The organism is Sorangiineae bacterium MSr11954 (assembly GCA_037157815.1).
Lineage (GTDB): Bacteria > Myxococcota_A > Polyangia > Polyangiales > Polyangiaceae > Pendulispora > Pendulispora albinea.
Genome location: CP089984.1, coordinates 9,770,211 through 9,787,976 on the forward strand (window position 1 = coordinate 9,770,211; position 17,766 = coordinate 9,787,976).

Here is a 17,766-nt window from a genome sequence, read left to right on the forward strand (position 1 = left end):
CCAAACATCGCACGATGAGCAAAAGAGGCTGCCCTTCCCGGGGCGGCCTCTTTTGCATTTGGCGAACCGGAGCGCCTTTTTTGTCGGGCACAGCGGCCTTCGCGTCGAAGGCCAGACCCTCCACGTGCCGGACAGAGCTACCGAGGATCGAGCCCTCGGACGGGAAAAAATGCCACGCCGGTGCAAAAAAGTATTCGCGCCGCGGGGGCGTTCGAAGCGATCCCGTCATCATGAAATCCAGCGAAATTCTCGAGAGATCGATGGGTACGACCTGCAGCCCATCATCTCCCTTTCGTCGACATCGACAACCTCATCACACATGTCCCTCTCTTGCTTCGCTCGATCGTTTATCCAAAGCTTGCGTGACTCGAGGGGCAGTGACGGCCGACGGTCGATGCTTCCCCATCTGCAATTGGGCTGGCGAGCAGCTCACGGGTATCTCCTTCGAAGTGTCGTGCGCGATCTCGAAGACGTGCCCGCGCCCGCGATTTTTCCGGGCACCCAAGGTCGGACGCAATTCACCGCGATCCGGCGGCTCGCCCCCACCTGACTTGCAATGGAGCTGAGAGATACATGAAACGAAATATCCTGGGGACGCCGCTATTTGCACCTGCATGCATCATCACCGCTGCTCTCGCAGCCGGATGTTCGTCGTCCCTCGACGGGTCGCCGGAGCGTGCGTGCGATACGAGCCCGATGACGGGCGATCAGGTCATCGCGCGCCCCGCCGCCCGGCTCTTTCTCACGTCGCCGCTCTTGACCCGTCTGAAGGCGCGGGCGGCCGCGAACGACGCGGCGTGGGCGGGGCTGAAACAGAAATGCGATGCGCTGGCGGGCGCGACGATGAATCCGCCCAGCGGACAGGCATATCCCAATGCGCCCAACGTCGGACAGGGATATCAGGGCGAGGAATACGTTGCGCCCATCATGTCCCTCGGTCTGTGCTACCGCGTGGCGGACGACCCCGCAGCCCAGCAAAAATACGGGGAAGCAGGGTCGCGCCTGCTGGAGGCCATGTCGACCCCCGCAGGTTCGGGTGGGCAATCACCTTCGACCGACTCGGGATATGGGATACGCAATTACGGAGTCGGTATGGCCGTCGGCTACGACTGGCTCTATCCGGCGCTCTCGTCCTCCACGCGACAGCGCGTGATCGATTCGCTCAACACATGGGTCGATTGGTATGACACCGCCGGCTTCAGCAGGAATCAGCCCATCGGCAATTACTTCGTCGGTTACCTGCTCGCGAAGACCGCGACCGCGCTGGCCACCGAAGGTGAGAACTCCAAGGCGGGGACGTACTTCACCGACGTCACCGATAGGCTGTGGGGCAAGCTCGTCAAACCTGCTTTCCAGAAATCGATGGCGGGCGGCGGCTGGCCGGAGGGCTGGGGTTATGGCCCGAAGGCGGTCGGGAGCGTGGTGAAGTTCCTTTGGGCGGTGAAGACCGCGAAGAACCTCGACTGGATCAGCGAAGTACCGCAAGCGCGCGATCAAGCCAATTACATATCGTATTTCGCGTGGCCGTCGCTCCAGCATATGGACGACCAGGGTACGGTGCGCTCGGGTACGGACATCAAGCCCTCGGCGGCGCTGATGACCACCATCGCCACCGTGCTCGGGGAGCTCGGCGACGGCGCAGCCGCCCGGACGCGCGCCTTCGCGGCGGACATCATCGCGACCAAGGACGATCGCTCGCCGTGGGAGAAGTTCCTCTATTGGGATCCGTCGGCCCCCAACGTGCCTTACCAAGACGCGAACCTGTCGTATCTGGCGTCGGGCCCCGGCCATGTGGCCATGCGCTCGTCGTGGAAGAACGACGCCGTGTGGGGAGCCTTCCAGAGCGGCACGTACATCAACGCGCCGGACTCGGGCGAGCAGATGTTCAATCAGGGCAACCTGAGCGTCACCGTGGGCGACAAGCCGCTCCTGGTGAACGGCGCCGGCTGGATCCCGCAGGTCGCCGGCACGTCCGGTGAGACCTTCGTCTACAGCGATGCGTGGGGCAAGCCAGCGCCGCGCGTCCTGTACAATACGTTCTTCGTCCAGGATTCCAGCAACCCGAACAGCCCCGGGCAATCCTCGGCGGGGCCCGATCAAGCGCAGACCCGCGTGGAGCGCTACGAGGAAGGCGGCGTCTATGTGCGCGCCCGCGCCACCGACGTCGAGCAGATGTACAAGGGCGGCTCGATCAAGAACTTCACGCGCGACCTCGTCTACGTCCGCCCCGGAACGTTCGTGCTCTTCGATCGCACCAGCGTGGGCAACGGCTCTTCGGATCAGTGGATGTCGTTCCACCTGCCCGCCACCCCGAAGAACCTCGTCGACTCGGCGATCAAGAGCTTCGGCATCGCGACCCCCGGCGGCACCGTGAACACCTTGCTCCCGCGTGACGCCAGCATAAAGTCCGTGGCGCTGCCCGGCGGGGTGGTGCGGCTCGAGGAGCACTCCACGGGCGCCGATCAGCAGTGGCTCACGGTGATCAACGCCGAGAGCGCGAGCTCTGCACAAACGCGCCTCTCGTCCCAGGACGGAAACGTGGCCGCCGGCAATGTGGTGGGCGTTCACATGCAGGGCGCACGCAACCAAGTCGTCCTCTTCCCGGGCGACGCCTCCGACGCGGCGACCACCAGCTCCGCGCGCTACACCGTTCGCCAGACCGCCGACGCCGACCACGTGCTGGTCGACGTGGCCCCTGGCAACTACGCCGTCACCGCCTCCGTCGCCGGAGACGGGATCACCGTCGACGTCAAGCCGGGCGGCGCGCTCACCGCGTCGCCCAAGGGCGCCCTCTGCTACTCCGTCTCCAACTCCGGCGAAGTCAAAGCTTGCGCCGCCGCCCCCACCAACGTGTCCATCTCGGGCCCGAACGGCGGCTCGAACAGCGGCGCGGGCGGCAGCTCGAACGGCGGCGGCAGCTCGAACGGCGGCGGCAGCTCGAACGGCGGCGGCAGCTCGAACGGCGGCGCGGGCGGCGGCACCGCGAACCCGCAGCAGCAGCAGGACGAGATCAAGGGTACCGGCAAGGGCTGCCTGTAATCCCGTATCGCATCTCACGATGAGCAAAGAGGCTGCCCTTCACCGGGCCGCCTCTTTCTTTATTTACGATAAGAGTCCGTCGCGAGCCCCACCAGCACTGTACCGCGGTGGCAGCAAAACACCCCTACCCGATGGGGGATCGAACTGTCGCCCCTAGGTCAAAGTCATGATGCAAGCATTTCGAAGCGGCACGCGATGCTCGAAAAGCACGCACACCTCGAATTACGCCTCCTCGGAAAATGCTCGAAGGAGGACGACCATGTCTTCAAGAGACGCAGCAATCCCTGTCTCGCGAAAACCATCGTCTCGTGTGAGCCACGCGATCTCTCCATCTGCGGAAAGCTCGACGTCAAAGATCTTCTCGTCGCCGAGCGACCATCGGATGTGAATCGCGCCGTCGCCGGCTGCAGATGGAACGGCTTGCGAGACGAGAGGGACCTCGTCCTGGATCGTCGCAACGAGTCGACGAGCTTGTTCCCAACGCTGCACAGAGATGGGTTCGCTATCGATCTCGTCCCAGCCGGGAGTCGCCGTCAGTTTGATCAATCGCTCGAACCGCGAGGTTACGTCCTCCACCGCACGCCGAGACTCTCGATGCACCTGCGAACCGGTGAGTCGCTCCATACTGGAAAGAGTGTGGTGATCGACCTTCAACGTCCAGACCCTCCGTGGGAATTGGCAACAATTTCAGGGCGATAACCCGCCCTGACCCGCAAAATGTTCACCTGAACGACTACCCCCTCGAAACTTTCGAACACAGTAATAAATATGCTGCAATTTCATACATTTACACATTAACTGAAACGGCGCCTTGACTCCATAAAGCGCTGATCGCATGTTCATGCCCCTCGGAAGAGGCAGCGTCAAGCGGAAGCTTGATGCAGCTGAGCAACATTCAGGATTGACATCAGATTGACATCGAAGGGGCGCTGGTATGTCCGAAAGAAAAGGGAACGGCACCGGAGTGTCCGCACGGCTTGCGCGTGTCAAAGAAATCGCCGCCGAGGTGGCGATCGCCACGGCGACGCTCAATGAAAGTCTCGAGCGGATCGAGCGAGGTCTCGTCACCCTGAAGTTGGGTATCTCGCATGTTATCGAGATTTCGTCCGAGGCCGACAAATCGGATGGCGAGCAAGTCTTTCTCAGCTTCGAGAAAGGTCACGCCTGGGGCTTCTACGTGCACCGAATTTTTCGCACAACCGAGGAAGAAGCGTCAACGAAACCTCTTCGTCTGGCATCCCGCACAGAACGACTGCTGGCAGCGGACAAGCTGGAGGACCTCGTCTGCGGGATCCTCGAGAAGGCAGGTAATCAGCTCATCGAGCTCAAAGCTACCAGTGTCAAAATCAGCATACTTGCCGACATACTCGATACGGCTTCGAGCAACTACGCGGATTCGGAGATTCCCTTTTGAGCGCGCGCCCGGTTGTAGACGCGCTGGTTGTTGTCGATGACACAGAGTGGGTTATCAAATTTATAAACCCTATTCACTACGACGCGAATGCACCCATTACGCAACGGATTCTGCCTTCCTGGATACAAACCAAAGAGCTCAAGCCATCGGTGGCGAGTTACGGACCGTCTGTTTTCGTCGAATCCAGGTTGAGCGGAGGGCTAGCCGATCTTTATGAGGCAAAACCTCAATGGGCGTCGTTCGGTATCGTCCGTGTGCAAGTCAAGAGTCTCAAAGCGATGAGTATCCCCAAGGTCTGCTACACGCCAATGGATTGCCTCGTGTATCCGACCATTGCGCATGCCCACGCGTCGTTCATCGGGTTGAGTACGAGAGCGGCTCGCGACGAATTGCTCCAACGGCTGGACACCTTTGTCGTCCGGGAGCCCGATAACCTGTAGCGCGAATGACTTCCGTTCTCGCACGAGCCGGCGCGCTAACGGCGGATCGTGACCTTCTTTACCGGACGCGCCTGGGCGCTCGATGGGGCGTGCGCGCCGGGGGCGTCTTCCATGACGACGAGGGAAGCTTGGGGGCTGGTGGTGACGGGGGTCGGCCCGGTGGTGGCTGCGGCCGCGCTGGCGGCGGCTTGGGCGCTGGTGTCGCTGCCCTCGCCTTCGTCGGTGCTCACGGTGGGAAGCGGGGGGAGGAGAGCCAGATCGAAGCCCGGGGGCACGTTGTAGATTTCGGTGGTGGGCGGGTAGAAGTCTTTGTTCTTCTCGACCCGCTCTTTGCCGCCGCGGAAGCGCAAGATGCGTTCGCGCTCGATGCGGTAGCCGAAGATGCCGTGTTGCTTGACGATGACCTTGGCGCCCGCGATGGGCTTCTCTTCGATTTTGCGGGGGTACGGGAGGGTCTGGACGACGTCGCGCGAGAAGCTCACGGTGGCGGGGCGGCTTCGGCCCAGCATGGCGACGCGCAGACGGTTTCCGTCGACGGTGGCTTGAAGGACGATGGGGAAATGAAACGGATTGCGTAGTTTCATATCGACGACCGGGTAGACCACGGTGGCGTCGAGCCCCATCGGGATGTATGCGCTGGGGCGGGAGTGCGGGAGGCGCTCGACGATGTCGAGGCCCGCGAAAAAAGCCGCCGCGTGCACGGTGGACGCGACTTGGCAGGTGCCGCCGCCCACGCCCTCCACCATTTCACCCTTGAAGATCTCCCAGCTCCTTTGAAAACCGTTCTCCTCGCTTCGCTCGCCCACCACGTCGTTGAAGCTGATGAGCTCTCCCGGCGAGAGGACGAGGCCATCCAGCTTGTTGGCGGCGTTGTCGATGTTCTGGCCGCGGCGCGACTGGTCCTTGTTGCGCGAGAACGAGGTGATGTACTCGGCCATCACCGTGTGCACGTCGATGGTGCGCACGAAGTCGCTGGTCACGCGGGGGGCGAAGTTTTTCACGGGTAGAACGAGGGTGTTCTCGTTCCCGTTCGGGTTTTCGCTCGGGCCCGAGGGCGAACGCGCGAGGCGCGTGACCGCGGCGAGGGTGCCGTCGAGATCGATGAAGTGACCGGCGCGCTCGGGGACCGTGGTCTTTTGCGCGACATTGAGGCGCGCGGAGATGGGGGACGCGTCCTCCCGCTCCTTGATGCGATCGACCACGGACGAGAGGGCCGCCACGTCGACCGAAGCGAGGAGCGGCACGTCGAGCTGACCGCGGCGGGCGCGGGCGGCGACTTCGGCGCGGCCCAGAAGGTCGCCTTCGTGGCCCGCCGCGCGCGCGAGACGAAGCACCCGCCCTTCGTCGACGTGGACGCCGAGGCGGCCCAACGTGGTCTCCAGGACGGTGCGATCGCCGATGCGAAGCGTGACCTTGCGCTCGGTGAGGGCTTGGGCCCGGGCGGCGATGAAGGACGCGGGCTCGCCCTGCAGAGCGGCGCCGTCGATGGTGAGCCCCGGCACGATGTCACCCGGCGGAAGGACGTGCCGATACAGCGGCACCGACGCGATGCCGAGTGCGACCAAGAGGCCGCCGGTGAGCAGTGCACGCTTCGGGGTGGGCAAACGGAGCTGCATCGTAGGTACAGAACGCCTCCACTATTATTCCCGATTCCCGGTCCCTTGGCCATTCCCCGCGCCCCCCTCCGCGCCTTGCCTTCCAGCCCGCCTCCCTTCCGGGCCCGTCCTTATCTGCCGCGCTCGCGCCCCGCCTGGGAGAGACCGCCGCGCGCACCCAGCCCGCAGCCCCCGAGCCCAACCCCTTTCGTCGCCCCCTTCTCACGTGGAAACCGCTACGCTTGGGCCCGGATGGGCCCCGATCCCGGGCCCCGCCAGCGAGGAACGAGATTCGAACCGATGAAATTGGACCTATGCCTGCGCAGCCAACGCGTCGTCACGCCCGAAGGGGTGCGCCCGGCGTGTGTGCAGATCGCGCAAGGGCGGATCGTAGCGGTGGAGGCTTGGGAGGCCGCGCCGGAGGGCTGTCCCGTCGAGGACGCCGGCCATCTCGTCGTGATGCCGGGCATCGTCGATACGCATGTGCATGTCAACGATCCGGGGAGGAGCGAGTGGGAGGGCTTCGAGACGGCCACGCGCGCCGCGGCCGCGGGCGGGGTGACGACCTTGATGGATATGCCGCTCAACAGCATTCCGCCGACGACCACCGTTCGGGGGCTCGCCGCCAAGCGGGCCGCGGCCGAGGGAAAATGCCGGGTCGATGTGGCCCTCTGCGGCGGCCTGGTGCCGGGAAATGCCTCGGAGCTCGAGCGCGTGTTCGACGCGGGCGCGCTGGCGTTCAAGTGCTTTCTCGCCGAGTCGGGGGTCGATGAGTTTCCCCATGTGAGCGAGAGCGATCTCGAGGTGGGGATGCGCCGCCTGGCCGAGCTGGGCGCGCCGCTTTTGGTGCACGCCGAGCTCCCTGGTCCGCTCGCGGAGGCCGCGGGCGCCGCGCTCTCGCCGGAGGAGGCGCGACGGTATGCGCATTATCTGGCGTCGCGTCCGAAACGGGCCGAGGAGGAAGCGGTCGCCATGGTCTTCCGCCTGGCGGCCCGCTTTGGAACGCGCGCCCACATCGTGCATTTGTCCGCCTCCACCGCGCTCCCCATTTTGCGCGAGGCGCGCGATCGGCACCTGCCGGTGAGCGCCGAGACGTGCCCGCACTACCTGTCGTTCGCCGCCGAAGACGTGCCGGATGGCGCCACCAGCTACAAATGTGCGCCGCCCATTCGGGAGCGCGCGAACCGCGATGCCCTGTGGGACGCCCTTCGCGAAGGGCTCCTCGATCAAGTCGTGACGGATCATTCGCCGGCGTCGCCCTCGTTGAAGTGCGTCGACTCGGGGGACTTCATGCGCGCCTGGGGCGGCATCGCGTCCTTGCAGCTCGGGTTGCCCGCGGTCTGGAGCGGCACGCGCGCGCGCGGCCTCTCGCTCGAGCACCTCGCGCGCTGGATGTGCGAGGGTCCGGCGAAGCTCGTTGGACTGTACGGGCGCAAAGGGGTCCTCCAAAAGGGCGCCGACGCCGACTTCGTCGTCTGGGATCCGGACGGAGTTTGGACCATCGACGCCGCGCGGCTCGAGCACCGTCACAAGATCACGCCGTACGACGGGCGCTCGCTGTACGGTGTGGTGAAGGCGACGTATCTGCGCGGCGAGAAAATCTACGAAGCGTCGCACGGGAACGCGGGGGCCGATCCCTTCGTCGGCACGCCGCGCGGCAGCTTGATCGGACGAGGAAACGTATGACCGACTTTACGGAGCTGATGGATTTGGCCGCGGAGCGGCTGGGCGGTGCGGTGGTCTATGCCAACGACGAATTTTTCGCCGAGAAGGAGAACCTCCTCAAGGCGACCAAGCCCGTCTTCATCGAGGGAAAGTACACCGATCGCGGCAAGTGGATGGACGGCTGGGAGACCCGCCGGCGCCGCATCCCCGGCCACGACTTCTGCATCGTTCGCCTGGGCCTGGCCGGCGTGGTGCGCGGGGTGGTGGTCGACACCGCGTTCTTCAAGGGCAATTACCCGGCCGCGTGCTCCATCGACGGGTGCGCGCTGCCCGGACGCCCCACGGGCGAGGAGCTCGCGTCGGAGTCCACCCCGTGGGTCGAGATCCTCCCGAAGACCGCCCTCTGCGGCGATTCGCAGAACCTCTTTCCCATCGACGCGGGCCTGCGCCTCACGCACCTGCGCGTGCACATCTACCCGGACGGCGGGGTCGCGCGCCTTCGCGTTCACGGCGACGTGCTCCCCGCGCCGCGTTGGGCCGGGCGGAGCGGCGCCGAGGTCGATCTGGCGGCGGCCGAACACGGCGCTTTGGTGGTCGCGTGCAACGACATGTTCTTCGGCTCGCGCCACAACTTGATCATGCCGGGGCGCGGCATCGACATGGGCGACGGGTGGGAGACCAAGCGCAGCCGCGCCGAGGGGCCGGATTGGGCCATCGTGCGCCTCGCCGCCGAGGGCTCGGTCGATCGCATCGAGGTCGATACGAACCACTTCAAGGGGAACTACCCCGATACGTGCGCCATACACGGAATTCGCGCGCGGCCCAACGCCACGGCGGCGGAGCTCTTGGCCGACGAGTCGCAATGGAAGCTCCTCGTGCCGCGCATCAAGCTGCAAGCGCACACGCGCCACTTTTTGGAGGAGGAGCTCACGGCCGAGCGCGGCCCCTACACCCACGTGCGCCTCTCCATTTACCCCGACGGGGGCGTGAGCCGGCTGCGCGTTCATGGAACGGTCACCGCAGATGGACGCGAGGCGCTCGGGCTCCGGCACCTGAACTTCGCGCCCTCGCCGGAGCTCGTGACCTTGCTCACCAACTGTTGCGGATCGCGCGCGTGGGTCGACAAGATGGTGCATGCGCGCCCGTTCCTCGATCGGGAGGCGCTGATCGCGCAGGCGCGCGAGGTGTGGCAGGCGCTTGGCAAGGACGACTACCTCGAGGCGTTCCGGCACCATCCGCGCATCGGGGGCGCCAAGGCGGAGGCCAGCACCTCGGAGACGGCGGCCTCGTGGTCCAAGAGCGAGCAGGCGCGGGTGGCGGAGGCCAGCGAGGCCACCCACGAGGAGCTCGCGAGGGTCAATCGCGCCTACGAGGAGAAGTTCGGACACATTTACATCGTTTGCTCGATGGGTAAGACGGCCGACGAGATGCTCGCCATCGCGCACGAGCGCATGAAGAACGATCCGGAGACCGAGCTTTTGCGCGCCGCCGACGAGCAGCGCAAGATCACGGAAATTCGGCTCGACAAGTTGGTGAGGGGTGGGTAGGTCATCGGAATGAGCAGCATCTCCACCCACGTCCTCGACACATCGAGGGGCCGGCCCGCCGCCGGTGTGCCGGTCACCTTGGAGCAGCGCGATGCGGGCGGGCAATGGACCGAGCGCGGTCGCGGCACCACCGACGACGACGGCCGGCTGCGCGACCTTTTGCACGAACCTTTGGCCGCGGCCGAGTACCGTCTCACGTTCGACACGGAGACCTACTTCCGCGCATCCGGGGTTACGGGGTTCTTCCCATATGTGCAGATCGCATTCATCGTGCGCGACCCCGGGACACACCATCACGTGCCGCTACTTTTGAACCCATACGGATATTCGACTTACCGCGGGAGCTGACTTGGATTCGAACGTGCGAGAGCTTCTCGATCTGCTGGTGCGCTGGGTGCATCTCATCGCCGGCATCATGTGGATTGGCAACTCCATGCTGTGGAACTGGCTGGATCGCAATCTGCGGCCGCGCGCCGGCGCCCCCGAGGGGTTCGAGGGGGAGATCTGGATGGTCCACAGCGGCGGCTTCTATCAGATGGAGAAGAAGCAGCTCGCGCCCAGCCAGATGCCCGAGGTGCTGCACTGGTTCAAATGGCAGGCGTACACCACCTGGATGAGCGGCTTCGCGCTTCTCTTGCTGGTGTATTACATGGGCGACGCGTCGTTCCTGGTCGATCCGGCGGTGGCGAAGATCAGCCATGGCGCGGCCATGGGCATCGGCATGGGGAGCCTGATCGGCGGCTTCCTGGTCTATGACCTCATCTGGCGCTCGCCCCTCCGCACGAAAGAGCCGGTGGCGATCACTCTCTGCTTCGTGCTGCTGGCCGCGATCATCTATGGGCTCAACCATCTGCTCAGCGGGCGCGCGGCCTTCATTCACGTGGGGGCGCTGCTCGGCAGCATCATGGTGGGAAATGTTTTCTTCCACATCATGCCATCCCAGCGAGAGCTCATCGCTCTGACCAAGGCGGGCAAGCGCCAAGACGCCAAACTGGGAAAGCACGCCAAGCAGCGCAGCATCCACAACAATTACATGACGTTTCCGGTGCTCTTCATCATGTTGAGCAACCACTTTCCAAGCACTTACGGCAACTCGCTCAATTGGCTGGTGCTGGCGGTGCTCATGGTGGCCGGAGCCCTCGTACGTCACTTCATGAACATTCGCTTCTGGTGGCGCGGCTGGCTGGCCGGGATCGCGAGCACCGTGATCATCGGGGTGGGAATCACCTTTGCTCTCACCACGCGCTCGAGCGATCCACCCCCCGCCGCAGCCGCGACCAACCCGCAGGAAAAGGTCGACTTTACGGCGGTTCGCATCGTCGTCGGCCAGCGCTGCGTACCATGCCACTCGGCCAAGCCCACGGACGATCAGTGGAAGGTGCCGCCGAACAACGTGGTCTTCGATTCGCCCGAGCAAATCAAGATGTATGCGGAGCGGATCAAGACCCGCGCCGTGATTACGAAAACCATGCCATTCGGCAACAAAACGGGGATGACGCAGGATGAGCGGGATTTGCTCGCGCGTTGGTTCCTACAAGGCAGTCCGATCGAATAAGGGGAGCTCTCAGCCCAGCGGAAAACAGCACGAGCGTTCCATGGTACGCGCACTTCTTTCGCGCGCTTCTCGCGCACCAACCGAGTAGAAAGAAACGGGATGGAGAAATCGATCCCGCACGGGATGGACATGCGACCATAGTCCATGTGGGGGGTGCGAAGGGGGCCGACGATGCAAGGGGGCCGCATGCAGATGGCGTGGCTGGACGGGCAAGAGATCGAGGGGCCGGGGATCCGAAACGTGCGGATCCCCGCGCCGCCGCCGGAGGCGCGGCTTCTGTCCGGATTCTTTCGCGTGGCGTTCGAGCAGACCAACGACGCCATGCTGGCCGTGGGGAGCGATGGCCGCGTCCTCGACGCGAACGCCTCCGCGTGCCTCTTTTTCGAGCTCTCGCGCGAGCAATTGCTCCGCGCCACCGTCCACGAGCTGATTCGACCGGACGCGCTGGGCGCCATCGGCGGCGCGATGGGCGCGGGCGGCGCGCTTGGACTGGGCGTGACGGCCGCCTCGCCCCCGAGCGCGGAGGGCACGGCGGGCGAAGGGAGCGTCTTTCCCGCGGTTTGCACGAGGGAGAGCGCCATCGTGCGCGGGGATGGAACGGAGCGCGGGGCCGAGGTGACGTTGCGCAGCCACGTGGTCCCCGACGTTCACTTGCTGGTGATGCGCGACCGCGCCGAGCGGCGCGGACCGACGGCGCATTTGCTGCGGGCGGACCGGCTCTCGACATTTGGCATGCTGGCGGCGGGCGTGGCGCACGAGATCAACAACCCGCTCATGTACGCCATGACGAATTTGCGCTCGGTGCTCCGGCGCATCCCCGAGCTCGAGGCGTGCGCGCGAACGGGCGCGCGGGCCGACTTGGTGGACGCCCTCGAAGAGATGGGCCGCATGCTGGCCACGGCCGACGAAGGGATCGAACGGGTCGGAACCCTGGTGCGCGATCTGCGCATCTCGTCGCGCGAGAGCGACCAACGCGAGCGCATCGACGTGCGCAGCATCCTCGAGTCGTGCCTCAACATCGCCCACGGCGAGATCCGCCAGCGCGCGCGGGTGGTGCGGGACTACGCGGACATCTCCAACGTGGAGGGCAACTCCGGACGGCTCGGGCAGGTGTTCCTGAACCTCCTCGTCAACGCCGCGCAGGCCATCCCCGAGCAGCGGGTGGGCGGCGAGATCCGGGTGGTGACACGCAGCTTCGACGATGCGTGCATCGCCGTGGAGATCCACGACAACGGGCTCGGCATCGAGCCGCACATGATCCATCGCATCTTCGAGCCGTTCTTCACCACCAAGGCGGCGGGCGAAGGTACGGGGCTCGGCCTCTACATCGCGCGCGCCATCGTCCACGAGATGGGCGGCCGCATCGAGGCCGAGAGCAACAAAGGGCTGGGTACGATGGTGCGCGTCGTTCTTCCGCAGGCTCCGCAGGTTACGACGGCTACGACGGGACCGCGGTGATCCGCTGCGGATCGGCGCGGTCGCGTAGGATTTTCACGAAGGAGCGGCCGCGGATTTCGTCCAAGCCGAGGCCCGTGGCGGAGGCTTCTTCCTCGGTGATGGCGCCGCAGTGGATGCCGCGCAGGAAGAAGTTGAGCAGCCCTTGACCGGTGGCCGCGTCGTCGAAGACGTCGCCGACCAAGGTGGCCTGCGCGGCTTTCTCGACGAAATTCTTGAGCCGCTCGGAGGCGGGGGCCAGCGCCTCCAGGAAGAACGCGTACACGGCGGCGAAGCGCACGGGCAGCTGCGCGGGGTGGAGATCCCAGCCCTGGTAAAAGCCGGTCTCGAGCGAGCCGCGCGTGTGCCGCATGTGCAATTTCCATGCATCATGCACGCTTTGACGGTTCTCGGCGATCTGCTGCGGGGTGAGCTGGGCGCCGCGGTGCGGGCCCACGGGCATCACGTTGGTGGCGCCGTCGGAGAGCCAGATGCCCGTGCCGGCGAGGCTGACCTGCATCACGTGCTTGGCGAAGTCGCACGCGGGGTGCGCCATGTGCTGGTGGGCCGCGGTGATGCCGCAGCTCGCCGTATAGTCGTAGGTGCCGAGGTGCGCGGCCACGCAGCGGCCGGCGGCAGCGTCGATCAGCGCGGGGAGCGCGACCTTGCCGTCCGGGGCGAAGATGGCCTGCGTCTGCTCGACCATGATCTCAAAGACGAGCGAGCCCTTGGGCAGGCGAAAGCGCGCTTCCAAGAGCTCGAGCGCCTCGGCCATGACGGCGACGTGCTCGGGGAGCTGCACCTTCGGCAAGGTGGTGACATAGTTGGGCGGGAGCTTTCCGCCCGTGGCCTCGAGCAAGGTGCCGAGAAAGCCGTCCAGGGTGCGGAGGCTGCGCGCGTGGTGCTCCTCGGTGAGCGGCTTGATGCGAATGCCGATGAAGGGCGGCAGCGTGCCCTCGGCGAGGGCCTTGGCGACTTCGTTCGCGGCCGCCACCGCGTGCCCGTCTTCCTCCGCATCGGAGCGGGTGCCGTAGCCGTCTTCGAAGTCGATGCGGAAGTCTTCCACCGGCTCGCGCGCGAGCTTCTCGACCACGCGCGCGTACACGGTCTCGGCCAGCCATGCGTCCCGCGGCGACTCATGGATGCGGTGCGCCCCCGGCAGATCGACGGCGCGCGCAAAGGCGATGAAGTCCGGGGCGTGCGCGGCCAGGGAGGCGCGCGCGAGCTCGCCCAAACGGGGCGCGGTGTTCGCACGAAACAGGTGCGCGCCGCCGTAAACGGTGTGCACCGGCTGGCGCGCGCTCCGCTCGCCCGGGTAGCGCTGCGCGAACGCATCGTTGGCCGTGCGCAGCTTGGCGAAGAGCGGCGCGAGGGTCGCCTCGGACAGGTTCGTTTTCATGCGCTCACGCTGGCGAGCGCCCGGCGGACCAAGCTGCGCGCAACGTGCATGCGGTATTCGCCCGTGCTGCGCACGTCGTCGATGGGCTGAATGTCGCGGCCGAGCGCGAGGTCCACCTCGGCGGGATCGATGGCGGAGAGCGCGCGGCCCTCCACGTACGTGCGCACATGATCGAGCGGGTGGGTGGTGGCCGCTACGGAGGCCATGCCGAAGCGCGCGTGGCGAATCGTACCGTTGGCGACATCGATGACGCTCGCGAGGGCGACCTTGGAGATCGACTGCGCCTGCCGCGTCCCCACCTTGCGCCAGGAGACCTTGGCGGATCCCGGGAGGCGAACGTCGATGCGGACGATGAGCTCGTCCGGTCGCATCACGGTCTTGCGGTAGCCGGTGAAGAACTGCGCCAGCGGGATCGTGCGGGAGCCCTGCGTGCTCGCGAGGTGGACGTTGGCGTCGAGCGCCATGAGCGCGGGCACGCCATCGGCTGCGGGCGATGCGCTGGCGATGTTGCCGGCGAGGGTGCCGCGCGTTTGAATTTGCACGGCGCCCACGTCTTTGGCCATCTCGGCCAACATGGGGATCGCCTCGAGGACCAGCCGCTCGCGGCGGAGATCCCAATAGGTCACACCGCCGGCGAAGGAGAGCCGCTCGCCGTCTTTGGCGATGGCGTGAAACTGCTCGATTCGGGTGACGTCCACCACCAAATCGACCCGGTGCGCGCGGTCGATGGGGAGAAGGTGCCGGTCGACGATCAGATCGGTCCCGCCGGCGAGCACCATCACGGCGCGCCCGGCCTGGGCGGCCTTTTCGAGCAGCGAAAGCGCCTCGCGCACCGTGGTCGGCCGGACCAACTCGGCGGCCTCGAGCCCCGCGGGAGCGTGCGCCGCGCGCGGCCTTTTTGCGGTCGATTCCAGCATCATGTGCGGCCCTCGGACCCGAGCTCGGGTGAAGCCTCTTCGCGCTTGCGCTTGGCCGCGTGGAGGATGGCGTCGACGATGCGCTGGTAGCCGGTGCATCGACAGAGGTTGCCGGCGATGGCGTCGCGCACTTGGTCCTCGCTGGGATCGCGGTTTTCGCGGAGCAGCGCTTCGGCTGCGACCAACATGCCCGGCGTACAGATGCCGCACTGGGCCCCGCCGTCCTCGATGAAACACCGCTGCAAGACCGACAGCGCGCCCCCCGGATCGTGGATGCCCTCCACCGTCATGACGGCCTGACCCTCGCACTGGCCGGCCGCGACCAAGCACGAGTTGACCGGCACGCCATCGAGCAGCACGGTGCACGCGCCGCACTCACCCTCGCCGCATCCTTCTTTGGTTCCCGTGAGCCCCAAGGGCCCGCGCAGCACGTCGAGCAGGCGCGCGAGCGGCGGAGCTTCCACCGCGCGCGCCACACCGTTGACCGTCATTCGAAGCATCATTGGATGTTACTCGTCCCGGCGTTTTTGGAATAGGTGAACAGATTCTCGGGCAGGAGCGGCAAATGGTTGCAGTGTGCATCGATTGCCTGCTCCACCGCCGCCGCCACGGCCGGCGCGCCGCCGTCCATGGGCAGCTCGCCGACGCCCTTTGCGCCATTGGGGCCGCCGGAGAACGGGTGCTCGACCAGGATGGTCTTGAAGAGGGGCGCGTCCTTGCTGGTGGGAATGACGTAATTGGTCATTCGCGGGTTCATGATGTGGCCGTTCTTCCAGACCACGGACTCGTAGAGGGCCCACCCAATCGCCTGCAAGGTGCCGCCTTCGACTTGGCCCGCGCAGAGCACCGGGTGAATGGCCTTGCCCACGTCTTGTGCAGCCCAGAAGCCCAAGATTTTCGTCTCGAAGGTGTCGCGATCGACTTCGACCTCCGCGATGTCGCACCCCCAGGAGTACGTGGGGTAGGCGTCGCCTTGGTAGGCGTCGTCGTCCCATTGGTTGGCGACCGGCGGCTCGTATTGAACGAGGGCGGTGACCGGCTCCTTGGCGCTGTCGAGCAAGCGATCGCCGGCGGCGGCAAACGCCGCATGGTCGGCGATGGCTCCTCCCGCCGCGCGGACCTTGTCGCCAATTTGTTTGGCGGCGGTGGAGACGATGGAGCCCACCACCATGACGGTGCGCGAGGCCACGGTGGGGCCCGAGTCGGGTACGTTGGTGGTGCACGGTGTCTCGAACTCGATGGCGTCGAGCGGAACACCGGCCGCGCTGGCGGCGATCTGGCGGAAGACGGTCTCCGTCCCCTGCCCGATGTCCGTCGAGGCGGTGCGGATGCGCAGCTTGCCGCCGCGCTCGAGATCGATCTGCACCTTGCCCTTGAGACGGCGCTCGCCCGATCCGGTGAACCCCGCGCCGTGCATGAAGACGGAGACTCCGATGCCGCGGCGCTGCGCCGCCGCCGCGTCTCCCGCGTCCTTCGCGTAGGCGGCGCGCTTTTCGTAGTAGCCGCTGTCCTGCACGGCGCGCTCGATGCACTCCTCCACCCCGCAGCTCTCCTTGATGATTTGCCCCGTCACCGTGGACGAGCCAATCTTGAGGAGGTTCTTCTTTCGCAGATCGAGCGGATCCATCCCGAGCTTTTCGGCCAGCCGGTCCATGTGCCGCTCGATGCCCCAGATGGTCTGCGGCGCGCCGAAGCCGCGAAATGCGCCATTGGGCGGCGTGTTGGTCGCCACCGCGCGGCCCGCGACCCGCGCGTGCTTCCACTCGTAGGCGCCCGCCGCGTGCAGCACGCCGCGCGAAAGAACGACCGCCGTGAGGGTGGCATAGGCGCCACCGTCCATGACGCAATCGAACTTGAGCGCCACCAGCTTTCCATCTTCGTCGCAGCCGGTGGTGATCTCCAAGCGGGCCGGGTGGCGCTTGGTGGTGGCCTCGATATCTTCTTTGCGCCCGTAAATGAGGCGCACGGGGCGCTTGGCCGCGCGCGCCAGGAGCGCGGCGTGAACGGCCACCACGCTGGGGTACTCTTCTTTGCCGCCGAAGCCGCCCCCGGTCACCGATTGGGCGACGTGAACCTTCTCGCCCTCGAGCGCGAAGGCCCGCTTCATGGCCTTGTGCACGTAATACGGACACTGGAGGGAGCCGGTCACGTGAACGCCGGCATCGTCCCACCAGGCGATCATGCCCTGGGGCTCGATGTAGAGCTGCTCCTGGTGGTGCACCTCGTAGCGACCGGAGAGGACCACGTCGCAGCGCGCGAGGATGGCGTCGATATTTTTCTGCTCGTCGCCGTCGTCGACGTGGTGGCGGATGACGTAGCTCTTGAAGACGTTGTCGTCGCGGTAGATGCGCTCTTCTTTTGCGAGCGCCTCGTCCATGGTGAGCACCGGAGGGAGCGGCTCGATGTCCAGGGTGATGGCCTTCATCGCGCGCTGCAGGCGCACGGGATCGGCGCAGGCGATGAGCGCCACCGGCTCGTAGACGTGCTGAATCACCTTGGAGGCGAGGACGGGTTGGTCGTCTTCGATGAGCATGACGACGTTGTCACCAGGGATGTCCTCGGCCGTGACCACGGTGATGCCGGTCCAGTCGAACGCCGGATCTTTTCGGATGCCGCGCAGGATCCCGCGGGGCACGGAGCTCCTTACGGTCGCGCCGTAGAGCTCCCCCTCGGCCGCATAATCGTCGATGTAGAGGGCGGCGCCCGTGACCTTCGATGCGCCGTCCGTGCGCGGCACGTTGGTGCCGATGACGTTGCTCAT

12 protein-coding genes and 1 pseudogene are annotated in these 17,766 nt (G+C 65.9%); 7 read left to right on the top strand and 6 right to left on the bottom strand.

The window, feature by feature from the left end:
• Nucleotides 1-573: 573 nt before the first annotated feature.
• Nucleotides 574-3,039, top strand: coding sequence for a hypothetical protein (locus LZC94_38125; protein ID WXB13641.1), 2,466 nt, complete (start codon nt 574-576; stop codon nt 3,037-3,039).
• A gap of 222 nt (nt 3,040-3,261) precedes the next feature.
• On the opposite strand, the gene LZC94_38130 is transcribed toward LZC94_38125, so the two are convergent.
• Complete coding sequence (locus LZC94_38130) at nt 3,262-3,693, bottom strand: hypothetical protein (GenBank protein ID WXB13642.1); 432 nt, start codon at nt 3,691-3,693, stop codon at nt 3,262-3,264.
• Between the two features lie 280 nt (nt 3,694-3,973).
• Between LZC94_38130 and LZC94_38135 the strand changes: the two genes are divergently transcribed.
• Nucleotides 3,974-4,453 (top strand): hypothetical protein, encoded by a 480-nt coding sequence (locus LZC94_38135; GenBank protein ID WXB13643.1) that lies wholly within the window; start codon nt 3,974-3,976, stop codon nt 4,451-4,453.
• Nucleotides 4,454-5,459: 1,006 nt separating this feature from the next.
• Here the strand turns inward: LZC94_38135 and LZC94_38140 are convergent.
• Nucleotides 5,460-6,509, bottom strand: a pseudogene (locus tag LZC94_38140) (VanW family protein).
• A 279-nt stretch (nt 6,510-6,788) separates the two neighbouring features.
• On the opposite strand from LZC94_38140, the gene allB reads away from it, so the two are divergent.
• From allB to LZC94_38165, 5 genes are all read left to right on the top strand, one after another.
• The gene (gene allB / locus LZC94_38145) at nt 6,789-8,174 is read left to right on the top strand and encodes an allantoinase AllB (GenBank protein WXB13644.1); all 1,386 of its coding nucleotides are present in this window, start codon (nt 6,789-6,791) and stop codon (nt 8,172-8,174) included.
• The gene (gene alc, locus LZC94_38150; GenBank protein ID WXB13645.1) at nt 8,171-9,700 is read left to right on the top strand and encodes an allantoicase; all 1,530 of its coding nucleotides are present in this window, start codon (nt 8,171-8,173) and stop codon (nt 9,698-9,700) included. Before allB ends, alc begins: the two co-directional genes overlap by 4 nt.
• Nucleotides 9,701-9,709: 9 nt before the next feature.
• Entirely contained in the window at nt 9,710-10,048 is a 339-nt protein-coding gene (gene uraH, locus LZC94_38155) for a hydroxyisourate hydrolase (protein WXB13646.1), read from the top strand.
• 13 nt (nt 10,049-10,061) lie between these two features.
• A complete protein-coding gene (locus LZC94_38160) occupies nt 10,062-11,255 on the top strand; it encodes a urate hydroxylase PuuD (protein WXB13647.1) in 1,194 nt (397 codons plus the stop codon).
• A 171-nt stretch (nt 11,256-11,426) separates the two neighbouring features.
• Nucleotides 11,427-12,713 carry an ATP-binding protein gene (locus LZC94_38165; GenBank protein WXB13648.1) on the top strand — a complete coding sequence of 429 codons (1,287 nt, stop codon included), beginning with the start codon at nt 11,427-11,429 and terminating at the stop codon, nt 12,711-12,713.
• On the opposite strand, the gene LZC94_38170 is transcribed toward LZC94_38165, so the two are convergent.
• The 4 genes from LZC94_38170 to LZC94_38185 are packed head-to-tail and all read right to left on the bottom strand — an operon-like array spanning nt 12,694 to nt 17,766.
• Complete coding sequence (locus LZC94_38170) at nt 12,694-14,088, bottom strand: phosphoenolpyruvate kinase (GenBank protein ID WXB13649.1); 1,395 nt, start codon at nt 14,086-14,088, stop codon at nt 12,694-12,696. The two genes, LZC94_38165 and LZC94_38170, sit on opposite strands and share 20 nt — an antisense overlap.
• The gene (locus tag LZC94_38175) at nt 14,085-15,008 is read right to left on the bottom strand and encodes an FAD binding domain-containing protein (GenBank protein ID WXB13650.1); all 924 of its coding nucleotides are present in this window, start codon (nt 15,006-15,008) and stop codon (nt 14,085-14,087) included. Before LZC94_38175 ends, LZC94_38170 begins: the two co-directional genes overlap by 4 nt.
• Nucleotides 15,005-15,508 (bottom strand): (2Fe-2S)-binding protein, encoded by a 504-nt coding sequence (locus LZC94_38180; protein ID WXB13651.1) that lies wholly within the window; start codon nt 15,506-15,508, stop codon nt 15,005-15,007. The genes LZC94_38175 and LZC94_38180 overlap by 4 nt, the downstream gene beginning before the upstream one ends.
• Nucleotides 15,505-17,766, bottom strand: a complete 2,262-nt coding sequence (locus LZC94_38185) for a xanthine dehydrogenase family protein molybdopterin-binding subunit (GenBank protein ID WXB13652.1) — start codon at nt 17,764-17,766, stop codon at nt 15,505-15,507. The genes LZC94_38180 and LZC94_38185 overlap by 4 nt, the downstream gene beginning before the upstream one ends.

What these genes read in the sequence shown, in the direction of transcription:
- LZC94_38125 (WXB13641.1), top strand. Translation starts at nt 574, where the DNA reads ATGAAACGAAATATCCTGGGGACGCCGCTATTTGCACCTGCATGCATC.
- LZC94_38135 (WXB13643.1), top strand. Translation starts at nt 3,974, where the DNA reads ATGTCCGAAAGAAAAGGGAACGGCACCGGAGTGTCCGCACGGCTTGCG.
- allB (WXB13644.1), top strand. Translation starts at nt 6,789, where the DNA reads ATGAAATTGGACCTATGCCTGCGCAGCCAACGCGTCGTCACGCCCGAA.
- alc (WXB13645.1), top strand. Translation starts at nt 8,171, where the DNA reads ATGACCGACTTTACGGAGCTGATGGATTTGGCCGCGGAGCGGCTGGGC.
- uraH (WXB13646.1), top strand. Translation starts at nt 9,710, where the DNA reads ATGAGCAGCATCTCCACCCACGTCCTCGACACATCGAGGGGCCGGCCC.
- LZC94_38165 (WXB13648.1), top strand. Translation starts at nt 11,427, where the DNA reads ATGCAAGGGGGCCGCATGCAGATGGCGTGGCTGGACGGGCAAGAGATC.
- LZC94_38170 (WXB13649.1), bottom strand. Translation starts at nt 14,088, where the DNA reads ATGAAAACGAACCTGTCCGAGGCGACCCTCGCGCCGCTCTTCGCCAAG.
- LZC94_38175 (WXB13650.1), bottom strand. Translation starts at nt 15,008, where the DNA reads ATGATGCTGGAATCGACCGCAAAAAGGCCGCGCGCGGCGCACGCTCCC.
- LZC94_38180 (WXB13651.1), bottom strand. Translation starts at nt 15,508, where the DNA reads ATGATGCTTCGAATGACGGTCAACGGTGTGGCGCGCGCGGTGGAAGCT.
- LZC94_38185 (WXB13652.1), bottom strand. Translation starts at nt 17,766, where the DNA reads ATGAGCAACGTCATCGGCACCAACGTGCCGCGCACGGACGGCGCATCG.